16 protein-coding genes are annotated in these 23009 nt (G+C 28.4%); 10 read left to right on the top strand and 6 right to left on the bottom strand.

The window, feature by feature from the left end; all coding sequences use genetic code 11:
- Positions 1-2 precede the first annotated feature (2 nt).
- Positions 3-1379 (top strand): D-xylose transporter XylE, encoded by a 1377-nt coding sequence (gene xylE / locus BTO07_RS15750; RefSeq protein WP_087522136.1) that lies wholly within the window; start codon positions 3-5, stop codon positions 1377-1379.
- A 420-nt stretch (positions 1380-1799) separates the two neighbouring features.
- Here xylE and BTO07_RS17475 read toward each other — a convergent pair whose 3' ends face one another.
- Together BTO07_RS17475 and BTO07_RS15745 are read right to left on the bottom strand one after the other, a co-directional pair.
- A complete protein-coding gene (locus BTO07_RS17475) occupies positions 1800-1964 on the bottom strand; it encodes a hypothetical protein (protein WP_198342477.1) in 165 nt (54 codons plus the stop codon).
- 26 nt (positions 1965-1990) lie between these two features.
- Positions 1991-4504: a T9SS type A sorting domain-containing protein gene (locus BTO07_RS15745; RefSeq protein ID WP_087522135.1), complete on the bottom strand. Its 2514-nt coding sequence runs from the start codon at positions 4502-4504 to the stop codon at positions 1991-1993.
- A gap of 556 nt (positions 4505-5060) precedes the next feature.
- Between BTO07_RS15745 and BTO07_RS15740 the strand changes: the two genes are divergently transcribed.
- Both BTO07_RS15740 and BTO07_RS15735 read left to right on the top strand, forming a co-directional pair.
- The gene (locus tag BTO07_RS15740; protein WP_087522134.1) at positions 5061-6707 is read left to right on the top strand and encodes a glycoside hydrolase family 43 protein; all 1647 of its coding nucleotides are present in this window, start codon (positions 5061-5063) and stop codon (positions 6705-6707) included.
- 630 nt (positions 6708-7337) lie between these two features.
- Positions 7338-8414, top strand: coding sequence for a glycosyltransferase (locus BTO07_RS15735; RefSeq protein ID WP_087522133.1), 1077 nt, complete (start codon positions 7338-7340; stop codon positions 8412-8414).
- Here the strand turns inward: BTO07_RS15735 and BTO07_RS15730 are convergent.
- Together BTO07_RS15730 and BTO07_RS15725 are read right to left on the bottom strand one after the other, a co-directional pair.
- Positions 8385-9263 carry a glycosyltransferase family 2 protein gene (locus tag BTO07_RS15730; protein WP_087522132.1) on the bottom strand — a complete coding sequence of 293 codons (879 nt, stop codon included), beginning with the start codon at positions 9261-9263 and terminating at the stop codon, positions 8385-8387. The genes BTO07_RS15735 and BTO07_RS15730 overlap by 30 nt on opposite strands.
- A complete protein-coding gene (locus BTO07_RS15725) occupies positions 9263-9949 on the bottom strand; it encodes a cell division ATP-binding protein FtsE (RefSeq protein WP_087522131.1) in 687 nt (228 codons plus the stop codon). The genes BTO07_RS15730 and BTO07_RS15725 overlap by 1 nt, the downstream gene beginning before the upstream one ends.
- 162 nt (positions 9950-10111) lie before the next feature.
- Between BTO07_RS15725 and BTO07_RS15720 the strand changes: the two genes are divergently transcribed.
- From BTO07_RS15720 to BTO07_RS15695, 6 genes are all read left to right on the top strand, one after another.
- Positions 10112-13183, top strand: coding sequence for a tetratricopeptide repeat protein (locus BTO07_RS15720; protein WP_087522130.1), 3072 nt, complete (start codon positions 10112-10114; stop codon positions 13181-13183).
- The gene (locus tag BTO07_RS15715; protein ID WP_087522129.1) at positions 13183-14946 is read left to right on the top strand and encodes a TonB-dependent receptor; all 1764 of its coding nucleotides are present in this window, start codon (positions 13183-13185) and stop codon (positions 14944-14946) included. The genes BTO07_RS15720 and BTO07_RS15715 overlap by 1 nt, the downstream gene beginning before the upstream one ends.
- A gap of 68 nt (positions 14947-15014) precedes the next feature.
- The gene (locus tag BTO07_RS15710) at positions 15015-15731 is read left to right on the top strand and encodes a CDC27 family protein (protein WP_087522128.1); all 717 of its coding nucleotides are present in this window, start codon (positions 15015-15017) and stop codon (positions 15729-15731) included.
- Positions 15721-16533 carry a hypothetical protein gene (locus BTO07_RS15705; protein WP_087522127.1) on the top strand — a complete coding sequence of 271 codons (813 nt, stop codon included), beginning with the start codon at positions 15721-15723 and terminating at the stop codon, positions 16531-16533. Before BTO07_RS15710 ends, BTO07_RS15705 begins: the two co-directional genes overlap by 11 nt.
- 50 nt (positions 16534-16583) lie before the next feature.
- On the top strand, positions 16584-18017 hold the full coding sequence (locus BTO07_RS15700; protein WP_087522126.1) for a M20/M25/M40 family metallo-hydrolase: 1434 nt from the start codon (positions 16584-16586) through the stop codon (positions 18015-18017).
- A 9-nt stretch (positions 18018-18026) separates the two neighbouring features.
- Positions 18027-19640 carry an amidohydrolase gene (locus BTO07_RS15695; protein ID WP_087522125.1) on the top strand — a complete coding sequence of 538 codons (1614 nt, stop codon included), beginning with the start codon at positions 18027-18029 and terminating at the stop codon, positions 19638-19640.
- A gap of 32 nt (positions 19641-19672) precedes the next feature.
- Here the strand turns inward: BTO07_RS15695 and BTO07_RS15690 are convergent, their stop codons facing one another.
- Both BTO07_RS15690 and BTO07_RS15685 read right to left on the bottom strand, forming a co-directional pair.
- A complete protein-coding gene (locus BTO07_RS15690; RefSeq protein ID WP_087522124.1) occupies positions 19673-21889 on the bottom strand; it encodes an FUSC family protein in 2217 nt (738 codons plus the stop codon).
- A gap of 274 nt (positions 21890-22163) precedes the next feature.
- Positions 22164-22397 carry a CDGSH iron-sulfur domain-containing protein gene (locus BTO07_RS15685; protein WP_087522123.1) on the bottom strand — a complete coding sequence of 78 codons (234 nt, stop codon included), beginning with the start codon at positions 22395-22397 and terminating at the stop codon, positions 22164-22166.
- Positions 22398-22509: 112 nt separating this feature from the next.
- Between BTO07_RS15685 and BTO07_RS15680 the strand changes: the two genes are divergently transcribed.
- Positions 22510-22974 (top strand): FKBP-type peptidyl-prolyl cis-trans isomerase, encoded by a 465-nt coding sequence (locus BTO07_RS15680; protein WP_087522122.1) that lies wholly within the window; start codon positions 22510-22512, stop codon positions 22972-22974.
- The last annotated feature ends 35 nt before the right edge of the window (positions 22975-23009 follow it).

Here is a 23009-nt window from a genome sequence, read left to right as displayed (position 1 = left end):
TTATGAAGCAAAATACAGCATATATTTATGTGGTGACAATCGTTGCAACATTAGGAGGATTACTCTTTGGTTATGACACCGCAGTAATTTCAGGAGCAGAAAAATCAATACAAGCTTTCTTAATAGATAGCCAAGGTTTAAGTTCCTTTTTACATGGAGTTACAGTATCATCAGCATTAATAGGTTGTATTATTGGAGGTGCTATATCTGGTTTTGTTTCTTCCTACGGAAGGAAAAAGGCATTGATAATTGCAGGTGTTTTATTCTTTTTATCAGCCTTAGGTTCTGCAAATCCAGAATTTTTATTCTTCGAAAAAGGAGAAGCTACTATGGGTTTACTTTGGACATTTAACTTTTATAGAATTGTAGGTGGTATTGGTGTTGGTTTAGCATCTGCAGTTTGCCCAATGTATATTGGAGAAATTGCACCCGCAGAAATAAGAGGAAGATTGGTTTCTATAAATCAATTTGCAATTATTTTTGGAATGCTAGTAGTTTACTTTGTAAACTGGGGTATTGCAGATGGACAAACTGTAGAATGGATAAATGAAATTGGTTGGAGAAGAATGTTTTTATCTGAAGCAATTCCTGCATCTGTATTTGTTATTTTAATGTTCTTTGTGCCAGAATCTCCAAGATATTTAGCTTTAAAACAAGAAGACGACAAAGCGCTTTCTATCTTAACTAAATTTAATGGTGCAGAAAAAGCAACTCAGATTTTAAGTGATATTAAAAAAACAGTAGACACTAATAAAGCTAAATTATTTTCTTACGGAAAAGCAGTTATCGTTATTGGAGTTCTATTATCTGTTTTTCAGCAATTTGTTGGTATCAATGTAGCTCTATATTATGCACCACGTATTTTTGAAAGTATGGGAGCTGCAAAAGATGCTTCTATGTTACAAACCATTATCATGGGATTAATAAATGTTGTTTTTACGGTTGTAGCTATTATGACTGTTGATAAATGGGGAAGAAAACCATTGTTAATTGTTGGTTCTATAGGAATGGCTATAGGTATGATTGCAATTTCTACATTAGCATTTATGGATATTATTGGAACTACAACATTAGTCTTTATTATTATATATACAGCATCTTTCATGATGAGTTGGGGTCCTATTTGTTGGGTACTAATCTCAGAGATATTCCCTAATAAAATTAGAAGTCAGGCTGTAGCAATTGCTGTAGCTGCTCAATGGGCTGCTAACTTCTTTATCTCATCTACCTACCCACCAATGATGGAGATGAGTAATGGAGGAACCTATCTTTTTTATGGAATTATGAGTATAATCTCAGCAATATTTGTTTGGAAATTCATACCAGAAACCAAAGGAAAAACATTAGAAGAAATGGAAGGTATTTGGAAAAAACAATAACTTTTAATTAATTTTTAAAAGCTAGTTATACTAATCGTAGTATAGCTAGTTTTTTTTTGATATAAAGATAGATTAACATCTATTTTTTGTTGAAGGTTTATTAATATAAATTAAGAAACCTATTAATTTAAGGTAAATATTTTATACTAAGTAAAAGAAAGTATAAATAGTAATATAAACTCTCTTACGAAGAAATACTTTTAATAAGCATTAAGAAGTTTAACATATCAATCGAAAAGCACTTCTAATCTAACTTTGATTAATTTATTTGTTTTACAATTAAATTTAAAGTCAAATTTAGGCTAAACAATTTCAAAGTAATTAAAGCAAACAACTATGCTCACTTTTTTAAATAAAATAAAAAAGGACATCAAAAATTAATTTGACATCCTTTTAGTTCTCAACTATTAAAAACTATTATTAAAACCCTGTACCTGGAGCCTCAAGACTTGCTGCCTGTGCTTTTTTAGGGTTTAGTATCATATAGGTTCCTAATGCAGTTAAAGCTGCATATTTACCGTAATTACCAATCTTTTTAATTGCTTCTTTACGAGTAATTTCTTGATTTTTATTTTGTTCTTTCATAATATCCTGTCTTTATATACTCGTTATTATTCTAAAATTATTTTCTTGTTTAATTTACCTGACTCAGTTTCTAACTGAACAATATAAATTCCTGTAGCTAACTTTGGTAACGCAATATCTTTAACTCCATTAGAGTTAAATGAAGTATTCATAACCTGTTCACCTAAAATATTAAATAATTTTATAGAAGCATTATCTTGCTGTAAACCAACAACTCTTAATGTGTTATTACCAGAAGTGTAAATACTAATGTTTTCTACACTGATAGAAGAATCTAAGTTTAACGCTTTACTTGAAGTGTGTAAGTAAAATCTACCTATACCATTTATATCAGAATCTAAATTTACTTTATAGTTTGAACTTGCTTCATTTAGGCTTGTAAAAGTATTTGTAAGTCTATCTTCTAAAATAACTTTAACACCATCTTGTAAGTTTAAAGTTTCAGCAGAAAAAGTAATTTCACCAGGTGTAGCTTTTACTCCAACAGGAATTACCAAAGATTGTAAAGCTGTATTTGGTAAAGATTGAATTCCTAATTTTCTACCATTATTGTCAGAAACTAATTCAGTATAAATAGCTAAGTCATAATTAACACCACTAAACATAGAACCATCAAAACCATTATCAAACCCCTTGGTTGTACCTTCAATAAAATATATTTTTGCTTGATGTAATAAATCTTCTTGCTTAATATTTAAATGAACTTCTGTTCTAGAATTTTCACTTTTTAAGAAAGAATCTGTTTTATGACTTTGATTTGCGGCCGTAAAAGTTACTTTGTTAGATACAGCAGCACCAGAGCTTACAAAGAACCCTTGTCCTGGAGCAATTTCGAAAGCAGCGTCTGTACCAGACATTTTTTCTTCATAACCACCAACTCCTCCATTTAGAGTTTGATTCCACAACCATATAGTTGCTTCTGATAATCTATCTGTAGCATTATTGTCTGAAAAGAATGTTCCTAAATTAATATAAGAAGCATATGGGTTTCCTGTTAAATTAGAATTATTTGTTGCTTGCGAAATATTAAAATCTTTATCACCACTTGTATATGTTCCTGTAAAAGAAACATCTCCAGCAGCATTATTTTTAACTGAATATCCTTTACCAGCGTCAAAAGCATCTGAGCCAGCATAAGAAACTAGATAATAGTTCCAAGCAGTTCCATCATTTATATAATTTGCAACACCCCTAAAATCTGTATTGGTAGTACCACTAGCCAAAGTATTATTAGCAATAAAATTTACGATTGTTTGTCCTGATACAGGAGAAGATAACAAATGCCATGCTTTAGTAGGGTCATTATCTGCTGTTAATGTTCTATTGTATGTAATGTTTCCTGTAGAAGCATCACTTACAATTAAAGATTTCCCAGAACTAATATTTAAAGTTCCTACAACGTTTAAATTATCAACAGTAGCACCTTCATCTAAAGTTACTATCATAGATACAGGTACAACAACATCTTCTTGTTCAACAGGTTTGGTAGTTTTAGACCAATTTGCATCTGTAGACCAATTACCACCAGAAACTGTTAACGTATTTGTTTTCTCTTGAAAACTATTACCAAAAGTAGATGGAGGAGTTGGGGTAAAATTAGCATCTCCACTAGCCAAAGGTCTTAATTCATAATAATAATTAGTTGGCAGTGCTCCTGAAGTGGCATGAGAATGGCCATTAGGATTTGAAGCAACTAATTCTGCCTTCGTTTTTAAATATCCATCAGTATCAAAATAAGCTGCAAAAGTGGTTGAATTTACATTAGAGTCAATAGTTGTAGTTTGGTCTGTACCTACTGAAAGTGTAGACCAATTATTACCATTACCAATCCAAGTTTGTGACCATAGACCTGCACCACCTCCACTAACACACCAAATATCGAACTTAATACCATTTGCTGCAATTTCTAAATCCGAAGTGTATTTTACAGGTATACCAACTACATTATCTTGTATTAATGTATCTGCTGTAAAGTCAAAACTCCATTCATCAGCTGGAGGTGGAGGTGCTAAAATAGATGTAGCTGTTTGAGTAATGTCGTCTATATAAAAGACGTCATTATCAGCTGCTCCAATGAACTCTATGTCTATTCTATTCGCCCATCCATCAGCAATTCCTGAAAAATCAAATTCTATCTCATGCCAAGTATTCAACGTTACTCCACCTAATGAAATATTTACAGTTTGTTTAGATCCATTGATCCAAGCACCTAATTGAAAATTAAAATCTGTATCATTAACAGATAAATATTTTACTTGTATAAACTTTCCAGCTGTATGACTCCAACCCCCTGGATTGCTTCCAATTTGATTAATTATTGGAAACGCCCAATCTGCTGCACCGGCTTCTTTTGTTATTTTAATAACATTATTGGCACCATTTAATGGATCGGTATCAGCCACAGCCGCAATCATAGGACTAGACCCCTTATTATTACCAATAATATAAGTTTTACCGGGTTCAAAATCTAAAATTGCTGTTTGCCCATAGACAAAACCAGTTATTACAAACGCAATAAGTAAAGTAAATTTTTTGATCATAATATTTGTTTTATTTGTTTCGACAATGTTAATTATTTATTAATAATATAATTTAATCATATGTTTTATATAAGGAAACAAATGGTTTCAACCTTTTTACGCGAATTAACTAAAAAACCTAAGTCTTTATATTTAAAATTCCTCTGTAGATATTGATTTTATTGATTAAAACACAATTCTGATTTTAAACAACAAGGAGAAAAATTTATAAATTATACAAATCAAAAAAGCTAAAAATGATATATTCATTATCATAACAACTTAGAAACAAGACTTAAAGGTTCTTTTTTTTAATACAATTATGATGTGAAAAAAGAAATTGAATTGATGAATACTTCTTTATATTGTTAATATAAATTACAACTCATCATAATTTTTAATTAACATATTAGATTATATTATTGTAAATTATATTAAAAAAGCCCATTTTGTCTCAAATTGAGATAATTGTATCTATTATAAAAATAGAATATATATACATTTGACTTTATTGTTTAAGAATTTTCATTTTAAACAGAAAACTATCACTTTTACTAAAAAATTAAGATTAATAGAAATGAAAAAAATGCATTTAAAAACAATTAAAACATTCATTGGACTTCTAATTTGCTTTAACGCTTTAGGGCAATCATCTCCAGAAAAATTTAAAAACCCTATTCTATCTGGCTTCTATCCTGACCCATCAATTTGTAGGGTTGGAGATACTTATTATATGGTTAACTCAAGTTTTGAATGGTACCCAGGACTTCCAATTCATAAAAGTAAAGACTTGGTAAACTGGGAGAAAATTGGACATGGACTTCATCGTCCAAACCAAATCGTTTTTAAAGATGGATTAAAAAACTCAAACGGAATTTTCGCACCAAGTATAAGATTTCACAAGGGAACTTTCTATATTATAACTACTATGGTTGGACAGAAAGGTAATTTTATTATTACCGCTAAAAACCCTGCAGGTCCCTGGAGTGACCCCATGTATATTAAAGATGCACCAGGAATTGACCCTTCTCTTTTTTGGGATGATGATGGTAGGTGTTATTATACAGGAGCAGGTATCATAGATGATTCTCAAAGTGAATGGCCTGGAAAAAATGGCGTTTGGATGCAAGAAATAAACCCAGATAAAGGTGTATTACTTGGTAAAAGAAAGCAAATAACTTATGGTCATGCTTCTAATGCACGTTGGGCAGAAGGTCCGCATTTGTACAAAATTAATGGAGAATATCTTTTACTTATTGGAGAAGGAGGAACTGGAGAATATCATTCTGTAACCGTATTTAATAGTAAAAAATTATGGGGTCCATACATACCAAATCATGCAAACCCTGTTATGACACATCGTCATTTAGGAAAAACACATCCAATAGGGCAAACTGGTCATGCAGATTTAATACAAACTCAAAATGGAGATTGGTGGAGTGTAATGCTTGCTAAAAGACAAAATGAAGGTTTTGTAACTCTTGCTCGCGAAACCTTTTTAGCTAAAGTAGAAATGACACAACAAGAAAGTGGTGTAACCCCTATTTTTAATCCAGGAGTTGGTCTTCTACAAGCAGAACAAGAACGTCCTGATTTACCTTGGACTCCTGTTTCAAAAATAAAAGAACGTGACAATTTTGATGGAGATAAACTTAATTTGGAATGGAACTTTTTACGTTCACCACGTTCTAAATGGTATATCCAAAAAAATGGTTTTTTAGAAATTAAATTACGACCTGAGACGGTAACCAATTTATTAAACCCATCTTATATTGCAAAACGTACGCGTCATTTTAATTATATAGCAATAACAAAACTATCTTTTAAAACTAACAAAGAGAATGAAAAGGCTGGGTTAGTTATTTATCGCCGACATGGGAATAATTACCAATTATTAAAAGGGAAAAATGAAGTTATGTTGATAAAAGTTTTTCAAAATGGAAATAAAGGAGAGTTTAAGCCACAAATTATAGCTAAAGTTCCTTATAAAAATAAAGAGGTTTTTCTAAGTTCGAAAGTTGATGGATTGAAAGTACAATTTTTGTATGGTAAAAATGAGGAAAATTTAAAAAAAATCGGAGAAACCCAAGATTACACGCTTATATCTGACGAAGTAGCTCAGAAATTTAATGGCGTATATATTGGAGTTTATGCAACTTCTACAGGTTTAAAAAGTGATAAATCGGCAAAATTTGATTGGTTTGAGTATAAGAAAATTAAATAATTACAAATTAGTTTTTTTTCTAAAAATTTCTAGCTCAAAAATAGAGAAAACTCACATTTTCTTACTGCACGCAAAAAAACCTGTAAACTTATAATAAAAAAATATTGTAGTCTCAACGTTTCCAAAAAGCAAAAAACCTCCAAATTTGGAGGTTTTTTATTATTTTAATTGACTAATAAACTTTCTTCATTAACTACTTCTCGAAGAAACTTCTTAGTTCCTTTCTTAAAAATTATGGAAGAAAATAAATACGGTACACTTATAAACTTTGTTTTGCATTCATAACATTTGTAAAACTTAGAATTAGGGATTAGTTTTAAAATAAAATTTCTAGATAACCTTCTTCGGGTACTAGAATTGCATGATGGACATTTACACATTTTTTAGGGGGATTAATTAAAGTTATTATTTGTGTGTACTTTAACCTTCCCAAGCAATTAAGGGACAATTTAGTATATTTTTCTTAATATTCGATTAGTTTTTAAAGAAAAAAATAGAACTGAAGAAAAAAAATAAAGGATAAAAACTCAAACAAATCAATTTCACCTATTAATGTATAATTTTATCTCATTTTAAAATATAATCAAAAAATAAAAAGCATATTTTTGTTACTTATTGTAAACAAAACCATTGAAAAAAATAATAGTTTCGGTAACTAATGATTTATCTACAGATCAACGTGTAGATAAAGTTTGCGCTACACTACAAAAAGAAGGTTACGAAATTATTCTTATTGGTAGAAAACTTAAAAATAGTACTCCATTAAATAGAAGCTATAGCACAAAAAGGATTAAATTAATATTTAATAAAGGTTTTTTATTTTATACTGAATTTAACTTTCGTTTATTTATTGTTTTACTTTTTTCAAAAAAAGACATCTTACTTTCTAATGATTTAGATACTTTACTTCCAAACTACTTAGTTAGTAATCTTCAGAAAAAAAACATAGTATATGATAGTCACGAGTTGTTTCCAGAAATCCCTGAGTTAGTTCATAAACCTTTTGTAAAAAAATGTTGGTCAACTTTAGAGACTTGGATACTTCCTAAACTAAAAAACACGTATACTGTTTGTAATAGTATTGCTGATTTTTATGATAAAAAATATAATTCTAAATTTAAAACTATTCTTAATTTACCTACTAAAAAGGAATTAGAATTCGGAAGTTTTCCATTTAAAACAGAAGGAAAAAAAATTATCATATATCAAGGTGCAGTTAATATCGGTCGAGGTTTAGAATTAATGATTGATACCATGGAATTTCTTGATAACTGTATTTTAGTTATTATTGGTAATGGTGATCTTTATGAAGATTTAACACAAAAAGTAAAAAACAACAATAAGATTCATTTTTTAGGCAAAATTTCTCCAAAAGAATTACATAAACTAACTCCTTTAGCTAACTTAGGATTAAGTATTGAAGAGGATTTAGGTCTAAATTATAGATTTGCACTACCTAACAAAATATTCGATTACGTTCAGGCAGAAATACCAATTTTAGTTTCTGACTTACCAGAAATGAAGCAAGTTGTTCAAAATTATAAAGTTGGCGAAATTGTAAAAAAAAGAAACTCTAAGGAACTTGCTTTACAAATTGAAAAAATATTAAAAAAAGACTTTTCAACTGAATTAAAAAGTGCAAAAAAAGAACTAATTTGGGAAAATCAAGAAGAAAAATTATTGACTATTTTTAATAACTTGATGTAAGTAAGTAATTCTAAATAAATTGTAAAAAGTAACCGAAGAACTTTTATTTGCTACATTTTCAAAGAAAGAAGAAAACACACTTAATACACTTAAAACACCATAAGGTTTTAGCTTAAAATATAATTGAGACAGATTTGTATCTTGCTTCTCAATAAGTTTTTTTGAAATTAGAAAATTTAAATTCGAAATTGCTTTTTTAGTTTTCTTTATAAAATCTATATTTTCATCAATACCTAAGTGAAACACTTCGTTTTCTATGTGCTTAATTTTAACCTTATTCTTTTCTATTTCTTTTGAAAAAAGCAGGTCTTCATAACCATAATCTACAATTTCTTCGTTAAATTTAATTCCATTAAAGAAATCTTTTTCGATTAAAAAATTAGCTGTAAAAAAATATTTATAAGAATCTTGATTTCTTATTGAAACTGAAACCTCTTCGCTTCTCTTGCCAAACCTCCATCTTAGTAGATTTTTATCATCAAAATCTCTATATTTAATTCCTCCTAAAAAAACTGAATAATGGTTATTCTCTATTTCTTTTATGTAATTAGAAATAAACTTAGGTGAAGTAGGTAAAACATCCGCATCTAAAAATAACAACCAATCATAACTAGCTTTAGTTGCTAACAAATTTCTAATTGCACTTCTACCAATATTATTCTTAAGAATTTCAAAACTGCAAAAAGGAAGTTTGTTAATTTTATTATTTTCAATATTCTTTTCACTATTAGATGCATCATCTAAACAGATAATTTCAAAAATAACGTTTGCCTTATTTAATTGTAATTGAAGTTCTTCTATTAAGTTAACGACACTTATATTATATGAAGCAATTAAAACAGAAATCATTATACAGTCGCTTTTTGAGCAACTTCAAACAATTCTCCTCCTTCACACTTTATTGTCTTTTGTTTAAATTTTACAATTAACTGATAATCATGAGTCGCCATTAAAATAGTTTTTCCGCTTTTATGAATATCATTTAAAAGCTCCATAACCTCTAATGATGTTTTTGGATCTAAATTACCTGTTGGTTCATCTGCTAAAATTAATTCTGGATCATTTAATAAAGCTCTTGCAATGGCTATTCTTTGCTGCTCACCACCAGAAAGTTCAAAGGTTTTCTTATAATATTGGGCTTTCATACCAACTTTATCTAAAACCTCGTTAATCTTTTCTTTTATCTTCTCTTTATCTTTCCAACCTGTGGCTTTTAAAACGAATTCTAAATTTCCAAAAACGGTTCTATCACTCAACAATTTAAAATCTTGAAAGACAATTCCTATTTTTCTTCTTAAAAACGGAATTTCTTTTTCCTTTATTTTTTTGAGATCAAAATCTACAATGTTCCCGGTACCTCTTTGTAACTTTAAATCTCCATAAAGGGTTTTCATTAAGCTACTTTTTCCACTTCCTGTCTTACCAATTAAATAGTAAAACTCTCCTTTTTGTATCGTTAAATTAACTTTAGACAATACCAGGTTATCTTTTTGATAAATATCAGCGTTTTCTAAAAATAAAACTGGTTTTTCCATAAAATAAATTGTTTCTACAAACTTAAAAGTTTCTAACGATTTTATACTATGAAATCTAAACAATTCTTACTTTTGACCTAAAATGTTTCTATTTTTTTTCTTCCCCCATCAAACAAAATTAAAAAATGTTCGTTATTAATTTTAAGTATTAAAGATAATTGCATGAGGTTTGTTTTTTTAAAAAAACGTTTATTTACTAGTTTCATATTTATACTATCATTTGTTGGTTTTAGCCAGCAAACAATAGTAGATGCTACTATTTTAACAAAGTATAATAATGCTACAAAATTATTTAATAATAAAGCATATACTGCTGCTCAGAAAATTTTTGCTTCTATAAACGAAATAGCTATTACCAGCTCTAAATTAAAATCTGATGCAGCGTATTATGATGCTTTATGTGCAGTAAGGTTAAAACAACCTGATGCAGACAAAAAAGTAATAGCTTTTATTGAAGAAAACCCAAATAGCAGTAAAAAAAACAAAGCCATTATTAATGTTGCTAACTATTACTTTGCCAATAAAAAAGCTGCTTATGCTCTTAAATGGTTTAACAAGGTAAATGTTGATATTCTTTCTAAAGAGGATAGAAAAGATCTCAATTTTAAAATGGGATATGCATATTTAGTTACTAAAAACTTAACGCTAGCTAAAGAACAATTTCTACCTTTAATAAATGATCCTAAATACGGAAACGATTCAAGGTATTATTATGGCTACATTGCTTATAAACTAGAAGATTATGGAATAGCAGAATCTACCTTAAAAGAAATTGCAGACAATGATACATATCGTTTAGAAATCTCTTACTATTTACTAGATATTAGTTTTCAAGCTGGTAAATTTGAACGTTGTATAATTGTAGGTGAAGCACTTATTCAAACTGTAAAAAGAAAAGAGAAATCTGAAATCTCTAAAATAATTGGTGAAAGTTTTTTCAACTTAAAAAGATATAGTGAAGCTATTCCTTACTTAAAAGGATATACTGGTAAAAAAGGAAAATGGAATAACACCGATTTTTATCAACTAGGTTTTGCTTATTACAAACAGAATGATTTTGAAAATGCCATTAGCAATTTTAATAAAATTATTGATGAAAAAAATTATGTTGCACAAAACGCATATTATAATCTAGGTGAATGTTATCTGAAATTAGATAAAAAAACGGAAGCTTTAAATGCATTTAAAACAGCTTCTGAAATGGAATTTAATAAAAAAATTAAAGAAGATGCTGCTCTAAATTATGCTAAATTAAGTTATGAAGCAGGAAACCCTTTTAAAAGTGTTGCAGAAGTTTTACAAGATTATTTAAAAGCATATCCAAAATCGAAAGCTTATGAAGAAATTAATGATTTAGTCATTTCTTCATTCTTACATCAGCAAGATTACAAAGGAGCTTTAATCTTTTTAGAAAAAAAACGATCAAAGAAGAATGTTGCTTTAATTCCTGAAATTTCTTTGTACAGAGGTATTGAATTATTCAACAACAATAAGTTAAATGAATCGCTCCCTTTTTTTAAAGAAAGCCAAAAAGCAGCAGAAGTTTCAATAAAAAACAGCGCAAAATATTGGGAAGCTGAAACATTATATAGATTAGATAGACACAAGGAAGCTTTATCAAAATTTACTAGTTTAAAAAAGGAGGTGAAATCAGAAAACGAAACATTTCAATTAATTGATTATAACTTAGGTTACAGTAATTTTAAACTAAAGGATTATCAAAATGCTGCTATTAGCTTCGAAAATTTCATCAAAATAAATTCTATCGAATCCGAGATAAAAGAGGATGCATTAATACGTTTAGGAGATAGTTATTTTGCTACAAGAGATTATAACAAAGCTATTAAATCTTATAAAAAAGTTGTAGAAAGCGCTGGTTCTGAAGCAGATTATGCACAATATCAAATAGGAATGGGTTATGGTTTTTTAGATGACAATAATGCAAAAATAAAGGCACTTACAAATGTTGTAAATGGGTATCAAATTTCTACTTTAAAAGATGATGCTTTATTTCAATTGGCAAATACGTACACTATAATAAAAGATAATAAAAAAGCGCATTTCGCTTTTGATCGGTTGATAGAAAAACATCCTAGTAGTATTTTTATACCAAAAGCGTTAGTACGTCAAGGGTTATTATATTATAATGAGAATCAAAATCAAAAAGCTTTAGAAAAATTTAAAAGAACTACAAGTCAGTTTCCTAATTCTCCTGATGCTTTTGAAGCGGTTGCTAATGCAAGAAATATTTATATTGATAATGGTAATTTAGAAGATTATATCAATTGGATTAAAACCTTAAAATTCATTAATGTTACCAATTCCGATTTAGACAACACCACTTTTGCAGTTGCTGAAAAAAAGTATTTTGAAACTAAAAACGGAGATGATATTATAGCTAATTTGACAAAATACACGCAGTCTTTTCCTGATGGAATACATAAGTTAAAAGCAAATTATTACTTAGCAGATATCTTATTTAAAGTAAAAGAATTTGATAAAGCTATTACATATTATCAAGTTGTTTTAGAAGAAGAGCAAAATGAATTTAGTGAAGATTCTCTTAGTAAACTTTCACAACTATTTCTAGAGAAAGATGAATTCAACAATGCGCTTCCTCTTTTAGATAGACTTGAACAAGAAGCCTATGCAACTGAAAATATTTTATTTGCACAAAGTAATTTAATGAAAGGATATTATGAAACTGATGCTTATGATCTAGCTTTAGAATACGCAAAAAAGATTCTTTTAAGAGATAAATTAGATCATAAATTAGAGTATGATGCTAAAATAATAATTGCTAGAGCTTCTTTTAAAAATGATGATTTTTATACAGCTGAAGAATATTATACAGAGGTAGAAAAAAATGCTTCTGGTGAATTAAAAGCGGAAGCACTTTATTATAATGCACTCTTTAAAAATCAACAAAAAGAATATACAGAGGCTAACAAAGTTGTTCAAAATTTAATAGCAAATTATTCTTCCTATAAACATTGGGCAGTGAAAAGCTATATAATAATGGGTAAAAATTATTATGGTTTAAAAGATGTTTATCAAGCTACTTTTGTCTTAGAAAATATCATTAAAAACTTTAAACAGTTTGAAGACATTGTTATAGAAGCAGAAAAAGAATTGAAAATCATTAAAGAAAACGAAGCCAAGACTAATAATTCTGTAACTCCTGTAAAAGAAGAAAACACAGATAATAAGGACTCTAAAAAGAATAAAAAATAATGAAAAAAGGTTTCACTTTATTTTTAATATGTTTTGTTTTTTTAAGTTTAAACGCTCAAAAAAAGGAAGTCGCAAAGGACACAGTAAAAACAGAAGTTGTAAATATTGTAACTAAATATAACCCAAAAATTGCTGATGCTAAAAAAATTAAAAAAAATCCAAAAATAAAACTACTTAAAAAGAATGAAAAGAAAAAACTAGAATATGCTATTTTTTCTGCTCCAGTTGCATCAACTTTTATACCCAAAAGTGGTGGCGTAAAAGGAATTGATATTGGTGTTAAAGAACGTATTTATAAAAACTATTTAGCAGCTGGTTTTGGTAATTATACAACACCCTATTTTGAAGTTTTTTTACATCATAGTACACGTTTTAAAAATGAATTCGGATTGCATTCAAAATATTTAGCATCTCTAGACAATCTTAAAAACTCAGTACTGAACAGTAATTTCTCAAATTTTAATATTGGAGCGTTCTATAAACAAGAAGACCGTTATTTCGATTGGGAAGTAAGTTTAAATTCTGAAAGAAACTTATATAATTGGTATGGTTTACCTAACATCGTTTTTACAGAACCTACAACCAATGCTATTAATGAAGAGCAGGTTTACAATTATTTTGAATTGATGGGCGAGTTTAGTTTTATAGATTCATACATCGATTATGGAAAAATTAAAACTTCCTATTTTACAGACAGTTACAGAAGCTCAGAAATATTCGCAAAGTTTGATGCGAAATTAGATTTACCATTAACATTTTTAGGTCCTAATCTAAATGATATTACTATAAAAACGAGTGCAGAGTTTTTAAAAGGAGAATTTAAAAACAGTTATAAAGATTTTAATTCAGTTAATTATTCTACAACGACTATTTCTTTGAATCCTGAGTATAAAGTAAAATCTGAAAACTTTGTTTTAAAAACTGGCGTAAAGTTAATTACATCATTAGACACAGAAAACGACGTTACAAATAATTTTATATTACCAGATTTATTTGTTCAATCAGCAATAATACAAAAGTACCTAAATATTTACGGAGGACTTACTGGTGATTTAAAGACAAACACTTACAGAGAGTTTGTTGAAGAAAACCCATATATTTCACCAACACTTTTTATGACTCAAACTTTAGAAAAGTCAAATTTATTTGTTGGTTTCAACGGAAAAATAAATAACAATCTAAGTTTTAATATTAAAGCGAGCTCTAAAACAGAAGAAGACAAACCTTTATTTTTAAGAAATACGTCTAAATCTGATGGAACAAATAATGTTGTAAATGGTAGCTCTTTAAAAGGGTATGAATATGGAAACTCTTTTTATGTTTATTATGATGATGTTAAAACAACTTCAATCTTTACAGAAATAGAATATGATTATTCAAGTAACTTATCTTTTGGACTACAAGGAACATATAACATTTATGACGTAGAAAATGCTTTGGAAGCATGGAATCTACCTTCAATAGAAACTTCCTTTTCTGCAAAATATAAAAAGAACAAATGGTTTGCTACAACAGATATTTTTTATGTAAGCGAAAAAAAAGACGGATTGTATAACGGCCAATTTCCTTCTAGTTTTAGTGGAATTGAAACTATTGACTCTTTTGTTGATATTAATTTAAATGGAGGTTATCATTTTAACGATAAATTCTCTGTTTTTCTAAAACTGAGTAACGTTTTAAATACAGAATACCAACGTTTTGCAAACTTTAATACACAAGGTTTTCAAGCCTTAGGCGGACTTACTTATAAGTTCGATTTTTAAACCTTAAAACTTTATTTAATTAGGTGAAAATTAATAAAAACAAAATATCCTTTTATTATATTTACTGCATGTATTACTATTTTATTATTGCCTTTCAAGCTTTTTGTATTTACCATGCTTACAAGAATAAGAACAATTATTATTGGTATTTTATCATTTTCTTTATTCCACTAATTGGTTGTATTATCTATTTACTTACGCAAGTAATTAACAAAAGTGATGTTACAAACAGTATTGAAGAACTTACAACGATTATCAACCCTACAAAAAAGATTAAAGATTTAGAAAAAGTCTTAGAATTTTCTAACACTTTTCAGAATAGAATTAATTTAGCAGATGCTTATTCACAAAATAGAGATTATAATAATGCCATTTTACAATATGAAAAAGCATTAGAAAGTAACTTTAAAGATGAACCTCACACATTAAACAAATTGGTGCTTTGTTATTTTGAAACTAAAAATTTTGACAAGGTTATTGAATATTCTAAAAAGATAAATTTAGAAAAAGATTTTAAAGAAACTATTTATTTTTATGGTTTAGCTTTAGAACAAAAAGGCGAATTTGATAAAGCCGAAATTCAATTAAGAAAAATTGACACAAGATATTCGAACTACAATGAAAGACTTGAGCTTTCTAAGTTTTTAATAAGAAGAAACAAAAAGGAAGATGCAAAAGAAATTCTAAATGAGATTATTTCTGAAATAAAATCGATGACAAAAGTAAATTCTAGAAAACATAGAGGTGTATTTTCCGTAGCTGAAAAAATGTTGAATGAAAATTAAATCTTTTCTTAAAATAATTATCCACTTACTAATTACAGTTTTTCTAACATTTACAACTCAAATTGGTGGAGTCATCTATTTAATTACTTTACTTCTCTTTTCTGATAAAAAACCTAACTATAAATTTAAAAGAACAATCTTTTTTATAGCGATATATTTAGTTACAACATTTTTAATTGTACCAAAAGTTGCACCAATTTTTGGTCGAGTTAAATTAGAAGATAACCATAGACTTGAAGCTCATCATTTTATAACAAAACTCTTTAACAGAAATTATGTTACTCCAAAGATGAACTCTGTATTAAAAGCTATTTCTTTAAAAACCAATAAAGAACTCCCTCATCTAAAAGTTATTTATTTAGATGCAAATTTTCCTTTTATTGATGGATTTCCTTTGCTTCCTCATTTAAGTCATAATGATGGAAAAAAGATTGACCTTTCTTTTATTTATCAAGATAAAAAAGGAAAAACTACAAATTTGAAACCTTCAAACAGCGGTTATGGTATTTTTGTAGAACCAACTAAAAACGAAATCAATCAAACCAATATTTGTAAAAACAGAGGTTTCTGGCAATACGATTTTACTAAATATTTCACTTTAGGTAGTTTCAATAAAAACTTAAAATTATCCGAAAAAGCAACAAAAAAACTCATACTAAAAATATTAGAAAATAATAAAGTAAGTAAAGTTTTTATAGAGCCTCACCTTAAATCTAGATTAAACCTTAATAATTCTAAAATAAGATTTCATGGATGTGGAGCAGTTAGACATGATGATCATATTCATTTTCAAATAAAATAAATTCTCATTTCATTTTTGTAGATTTAGCAAATCAAATAACTAACTACCAAATGAAAAAACTCTCTCTCTTACTTTTATCTGCAATCATACTTATTTCTTGTAATAAGAAAACAGAAAAAATAGTTGATAAAACGAATTTCACATCCGAAGAAAAAATTGATTCTACAAAAATCAAAACCCTATTTAATAGTGCTCTAACAGAAGGACAATCTTATGAATGGCTTAGAGATTTAACTCAAAATATTGGAGGTCGTTTATCGGGCTCACCACAAGCTGCTCAAAGTGTTATTTGGGGAGAAAAATTAATGAAAGAGATAGGTTTAGATTCAGTTTGGTTGCAACCAGTTATGGTACCACATTGGGTTCGTGGGGAAAAAGAAGTGGCTAATTACTCCGTAAATGGAGTTCAAAAAAACGTTCCTATTTGTGCATTAGGTTTTTCTATTGCAACTCCGAAAAAAGGAATCTCAGCAGAAGTAATAGAAGTAAAAAGCTTAAATGAAGCCAAGTCTTTAGGAAACAAAATGAAAGGTAAAATTGTGTTTTTTAATGGCGCTTTTGATAATACACTCATCAACACTTTTAAAGCTTATGGAGGTTGTGTTGGTCAGCGTTATGCTGGTGCAATGGTTTGTGGAGAGTTTGGCGCAAAAGCAGTTATTGTTCGTTCTATGACAAATGGAATTGATGATTATCCTCATACAGGAAGTATGACTTATGGAGATTTACCAAAAGAAAAGCACATTCCTACTGCAGCAATTAGTTCTAGAGCAGCAAGTATTTTAAGTGACGATCTTAAGAAAAACCCGAATTTAAAATTCTACTTTAAACAAAGTTGCGAAACTTTAGCAGATGCACCTTCTTTTAATGTGATTGGTGAAATTAGAGGTTCTGAGACTCCAGAAAATATTTTTGTTGTTGGTGGTCATTTAGATTCTTGGGATTTAGGTGAAGGTGCTCATGATGATGGAACAGGAGTTGTACAATCTTTAGAAGTTGCTTATTTATTCAAAAAAAATAACATTAAACCAAAAAACACATTGCGAGTTGTCTTTTTTATGAATGAAGAAAACGGAACAAGAGGCGCAAAAAAGTATGCTGAATTGGCTAAATTGAATAAAGAAAATCATATTGGTGGCCTAGAATCTGATGCAGGAGGACATACACCAAGAGGTTTTTCTATTGATGCAAATTCGGTAAATACAAAATTATTACAAAGCTGGAAAAAACTACTTTCTCCTTACGGTTTACATGATTTAGACAAAGGTGGTTCTGGCGCAGATATTAGCCCTTTAAAAGGAGAAAATGTAACTTTGGTTGGTTACAGACCAGATTCTCAACGTTATTTTGATTATCATCACACAAGTACAGATACTTTTGATAAAGTAAATAAGCGTGAACTAGAATTAGGAAGTGCTTCAATGGCAAGTATTATTTATTTAATGGATAAATATTTATACAACAACACACCTGTTAAACCTTAATTTTAGAGCATGAAAAAACTATTTATTTATTTTTTAACGATCAGTTTATTTACACTTTGTAAAAAACAAGAAGTAGATTCAATTATCATCAATTCTAACACTTATACAGTAAATGATAATTTTGAAAAAGCTACAGCTTTTGCCATTAAAGATGGAAAATTTATTGCAGTTGGAACATCCGAAGAAATTACAAAAAACTATACTTCTTCAACTATTGTTGATGCAAAAAACAAAACAATTGTTCCTGGTTTAATTGATGCTCATTGTCATTTTTATAGAATGGGTTTACAACAACAGAAAGTAGATTTAATGGGTACAAAAAGCTATGATGAAGTTTTACAAAAACTGGTAGCTTTCCAAAAAGAAAAGGATGCTACTTTTATAACGGGTCGTGGTTGGGATCAAAACGATTGGAAAATAAAAGAGTTTCCTACTAAAGAAAAATTAGACAAGTTATTTCCAACAATTCCTGTTGCTGTTAGACGAGTAGATGGACATGCATTATTGGTAAATCAAGCTGCAATAAACTTATCTGGAATTACAAAAGACACGAAAGTTTCTGGTGGAGAAATTATCATCAAAGATGGAGAAATAACAGGTATATTAATTGATAATGCTATGGATTTTATCAAAATTCCAAATGCAAGTAAACAAGAAGCGATTCAAGGTTTATTAGATGCTCAAAAAATTTCCTTTTCTTACGGATTAACAACTGTAGATGATGCAGGAATCAATAGAAAAACAATCGAATTAATTGATGATTTACAACAAGATGGACGTTTAAAAATGCGTATTTACGCAATGGTTTCTGGCGATAATCAAAAAGAAATAGATTATTACATAAATAAAGGAAAACTAAAAACGGATAGATTAAATGTACGTTCTTTTAAAGTTTATGGAGATGGCGCTTTAGGATCTAGAGGAGCTGCAATGAAAAAGTCATATTCAGATAGAGAAAATCATTTTGGTGCTTTAATTTATGCTCCAGAAAGATATCAAGAAATTGCAAAACAAATTGCTGCTTCAGATTTTCAAATGAACACACATGCTATTGGAGATTCTTCAAATACTTGGTTACTTAAAACCTATAAAGATGTTTTAAAAGATGCAAAAAATAGACGATGGAGAATTGAACATGCTCAGATAATTGCACCTGAAGATTTTGACAAATTCGATAATATTATTCCTTCTGTACAACCAACACATGCAACATCAGACATGTATTGGGCAAAAGATAGAATTGGTAAAGAAAGAATGAAAGGAGCTTATGCGTATAAAGATTTATTAAATAAATATGGAAAAATTGCTTTGGGAACAGATTTCCCAGTTGAACAAGTAAATCCGTTTTTAACTTTTTATGCTGCAACAATTAGAAAAGACATCAACAATTATCCAGAAAATGGTTTTCAAATGGAAAATGCATTAACCAGAGAAGAAACCTTAAAAGGGATGACTATTTGGGCTGCTTACTCAAACTTCGAAGAAGAAGAAAAAGGCTCTATTGAAGTTGGTAAATTTGCTGATTTTGTAATTTTAAATCAAGATATTATGAAAGTTGATGGAATGAAAATCTCAAAGACAAAAGCTGTATCAACTTATTTAAACGGTGAAAAAGTTTATTAACCCATAATGATTTAGTGAGAAGCGTAAAATCTTTAAATTTTCTTTACGCTTTTTACTAAATTTTCAGATAAGTTAAATAACCATCTTACCTGTTCATATACTAATTGTGTTTCATGTAATTGCACTCTCATTTCATTTGAGATAGGAACTCCTTTTTCAATTTCATCATCTCTTTGTGTAGATAAATCATTAAAATATTCTTCATAGTTTCTTGTTGCAATATCTAATTCTTCATTTTCAAGAGAAATACTAGATTCTTTGTTATTTAATATATTTATTGCCTCTTCTAAATTAGTCAAAATATGTTTCACATAAATTTCAAATTGTTTTGGAGCAACACCTGTTTCGTTAGTTCTTATGTACATTCCTAAGGACGAAAGTGATGACAAATAAGTATTACAAATAGTTATTAAATCATAAATAGTGGCACTATTTTCTTGCTTAGATTTTGGTTCTTGAATCAACCTTTGGTATGCTCCATTTAAATTTGCTACTTGTAGAAACACTTCCTTTCTAGCTAATCCATATTCTGTAGATACATTTCCTTTTTCATGATACAATGTGTTTATCTCTTTTAAGAACCCTAAAAAACTTTGAATTGAATTTGTGAAAAATTCTTTGATATTTTTAGACTCCCAAGCTGGCCAAAAAAAGTAATTACCAACATAAGCCAATAAAGAACCTATTAATGTATCAAAAACTCTAAACTTTATAACGTCTAAAATATTAGGATGAATTAAGGCATACATAAAAATAACATAAAGCGTAATAAATGCTGCTCCGTTTCTATAGTTTTGCTTCACTATGGAAAAACCAATTACTAAAGAGAAAACAGCTATTAAAGCATAAATTAATGGATTTTGTGTTAAAAAAACGATTCCAACACCTACTGTAGCTCCAATCAATGTACCTAATACTCTATATTTAGTCCTTTGTTTGGTTAAACCATAACTAGGTCTCATAATTACAATAATCGTTAATATAATCCAATAAGATTGCTGTACTTCAATAAAGTAACCAACAATAAAACCAATTAACATGGTAAGTGTTAATCTTAATGAATGTCTAAATATTGGTGATTTAAAACTAAAATTTTCTTTTAATTTTTTGAGATCGTAATCTTGAGGCGTCAAAAATTGTTCAGCATCTTTTATAGCTCTAATTTTATCGTTTTTAGAATAGTTCTCTAATATTCTAACAATATCTACTAAGTTTCTTATTTGCTTTTCTTGATACCCTTTAAAATTCAATAAAAAAATGGTTCCTTCTCTAGATTCAGGTAGACCAACAGTTACTTTATAAATTTCAATATGATTTTGTATTTTTTTAAGTAAAATTTTGAAATTGTTATTATATATAAATTTTTCTTCTTTTAAAATAACCCTAGAAATATGATCTAATCTATTTGAAATTTCAAAAATCAATACTTTAAATTCATCTATTTTCTCAGGATGTACTTTAAACAAAGTGTCAAACTTATCATAATCAACAGTATTTGAAATAGCTAATTCATATATTTCAATAATTTTAGAAAAAATTAATTGTTGACGTCTTGTTCTATTACTAAATCCTGAACTCAATCTTTTTTCTAAAATAACTTCTCTTATCGTTTCATGAAGTTCGTTGATTTCTATTTGAAGTTTAAAATTTTGTTCTAAAAGACTACTTCTATCATTTACCTCAACCAACAATTTCCCTCGAATTTTTATAAATCCTGAAGTTTTTTGAAGTAATTCTATAAACAAGTAATCTGTTTGAAAAGCTGGTAGTAATATTTGATTTAAAAAAGTTAAAAACAAATACCAGACTCCTCCTAAAGCTATTAATAAAGAATGTTCTAATAGTGAAATTGCTGTACTTTGATACGCAAAAGCTAAAACCAACGATAACAAACCTGCAAATGAAATTAAAGAAGCTCTAAAACCAAATACAGAAATATAAGAAACTGAAAAAACTAAGATGATTAACAAAGGAATTATAACAAATAGATAACTACTAGAATAACCAATTAATAACGTTATTATGAAAGTTAAAATTATGGAAGATACAATACCAAAAAATTTATGTTTTATACTTCCTGGTACATCAGATGGAGCACAAAATATTGTTCCTAAAGCAATACTGAAACCTATATCAAAACTATCAAAAAAATAATTTGACAGCAACACAGGAATCGCCATAGCTAAAGCAACTAAAAGTGCTTTAATAAAATGAATGCTTTTAAAATATCTAATTAAATTTTTAACCATAAACCAAATAAAGTTCAAATTTAAGAAGTATTTTTAGGTAAGTCTATTAATTTTTAAAATTAAAATCATAAAATGTTTCAAATTAATTTTAAGAAGAGTACTCTATATAATAGTTACAGTGGTCTTAAAAAAAAGATAAGAGAATTTAAGGTGATTTTTTTTAACTTGAAGAAAAAAAATGCGTTATTGAGGTTGGCTAATTCTGAAATTTAAAATCAAGTTATAATGAAAAAAGAATTGTCATTCCCAGTTTTCATAGGAATGACATTAATTTCTATTTATGAGAACCGTCGCAAAAAGGTTCGTTTTTAGTTGCTTTACAAGCACATAAATATTTAGTTTCTGTTTTTTCTGCTGTAAACACATTTGGGCTCATTCCTGTCCCTCTATGTTTTCCGTCGCATAATGGTTGATTTTCTGACAAACCACAAGTACACCAAGCATAGTTTTTCCCTTCTTCTAATTCAACTGGTAAAGGAGCATCTCCTGCTCTTTTTGGTAATTCCATATTTTTTATTTTAGAGTATCAATATAGGTAATTTTATGATTAATTTCTATTTTGAAATTATATAATGATTTGTAATTCTATTATATTCGCCTAAATTTTAAAAAAACGTAAAATGAAATCATACTTATATCTGTTTTTCTCTCTATTTATTTTAACTTCTTGTTTAAATTCTGAATCTGATAAAGAAGTTACTCCAACTGAACCTCAAACTGAAGCTGATATTTTAAAATACATTGAAGACAATAACTTAAATGCAACAAAAACTGATTCTGGTTTGTACTATGTAATTAATAATGAAGGTACAGGATCTAGACCAACAAGTACTTCTAATGTAACAGTAGCTTATAAAGGATATTTCTTGGATGGAACTACTTTTGACCAAAGTAATTCTAGTGGAATTTCTTTTGGATTAAACCAAGTAATTGCGGGTTGGACAGAAGGGCTTCAACTTTTTAAAGAAGGTGGAGATGGAATTTTATTAGTCCCTTATAATTTAGGTTATGGAGCATATCAATATAGTTCTATTCCTGGAGGATCTGTTTTAATTTTTGATGTAAAACTAATTAGTGTAAACTAAACAGGGTTTTAAACTCATAAAAAAAGCGAAACTTA

It is taken from the genome of Polaribacter sp. SA4-12 (assembly GCF_002163675.1).
In the GTDB taxonomy this organism is placed as follows: Bacteria; Bacteroidota; Bacteroidia; order Flavobacteriales; family Flavobacteriaceae; genus Polaribacter.
Note: the sequence above shows the minus strand (reverse complement) of the source record. Positions and strands in the feature narration are given on the sequence as shown.

Bases quoted from the DNA above. Each gene is read 5' to 3' on its own strand.
- xylE (WP_087522136.1), top strand. From the start codon at position 3: ATGAAGCAAAATACAGCATATATTTATGTGGTGACAATCGTTGCAACA.
- BTO07_RS17475 (WP_198342477.1), bottom strand. From the start codon at position 1,964: ATGAAAGAACAAAATAAAAATCAAGAAATTACTCGTAAAGAAGCAATT.
- BTO07_RS15745 (WP_087522135.1), bottom strand. From the start codon at position 4,504: ATGATCAAAAAATTTACTTTACTTATTGCGTTTGTAATAACTGGTTTT.
- BTO07_RS15740 (WP_087522134.1), top strand. From the start codon at position 5,061: ATGAAAAAAATGCATTTAAAAACAATTAAAACATTCATTGGACTTCTA.
- BTO07_RS15730 (WP_087522132.1), bottom strand. From the start codon at position 9,263: ATGATTTCTGTTTTAATTGCTTCATATAATATAAGTGTCGTTAACTTA.
- BTO07_RS15725 (WP_087522131.1), bottom strand. From the start codon at position 9,949: ATGGAAAAACCAGTTTTATTTTTAGAAAACGCTGATATTTATCAAAAA.
- BTO07_RS15720 (WP_087522130.1), top strand. From the start codon at position 10,112: ATGAGGTTTGTTTTTTTAAAAAAACGTTTATTTACTAGTTTCATATTT.
- BTO07_RS15715 (WP_087522129.1), top strand. From the start codon at position 13,183: ATGAAAAAAGGTTTCACTTTATTTTTAATATGTTTTGTTTTTTTAAGT.
- BTO07_RS15710 (WP_087522128.1), top strand. From the start codon at position 15,015: ATGTATTACTATTTTATTATTGCCTTTCAAGCTTTTTGTATTTACCAT.
- BTO07_RS15705 (WP_087522127.1), top strand. From the start codon at position 15,721: ATGAAAATTAAATCTTTTCTTAAAATAATTATCCACTTACTAATTACA.
- BTO07_RS15700 (WP_087522126.1), top strand. From the start codon at position 16,584: ATGAAAAAACTCTCTCTCTTACTTTTATCTGCAATCATACTTATTTCT.
- BTO07_RS15695 (WP_087522125.1), top strand. From the start codon at position 18,027: ATGAAAAAACTATTTATTTATTTTTTAACGATCAGTTTATTTACACTT.
- BTO07_RS15690 (WP_087522124.1), bottom strand. From the start codon at position 21,889: ATGGTTAAAAATTTAATTAGATATTTTAAAAGCATTCATTTTATTAAA.
- BTO07_RS15685 (WP_087522123.1), bottom strand. From the start codon at position 22,397: ATGGAATTACCAAAAAGAGCAGGAGATGCTCCTTTACCAGTTGAATTA.
- BTO07_RS15680 (WP_087522122.1), top strand. From the start codon at position 22,510: ATGAAATCATACTTATATCTGTTTTTCTCTCTATTTATTTTAACTTCT.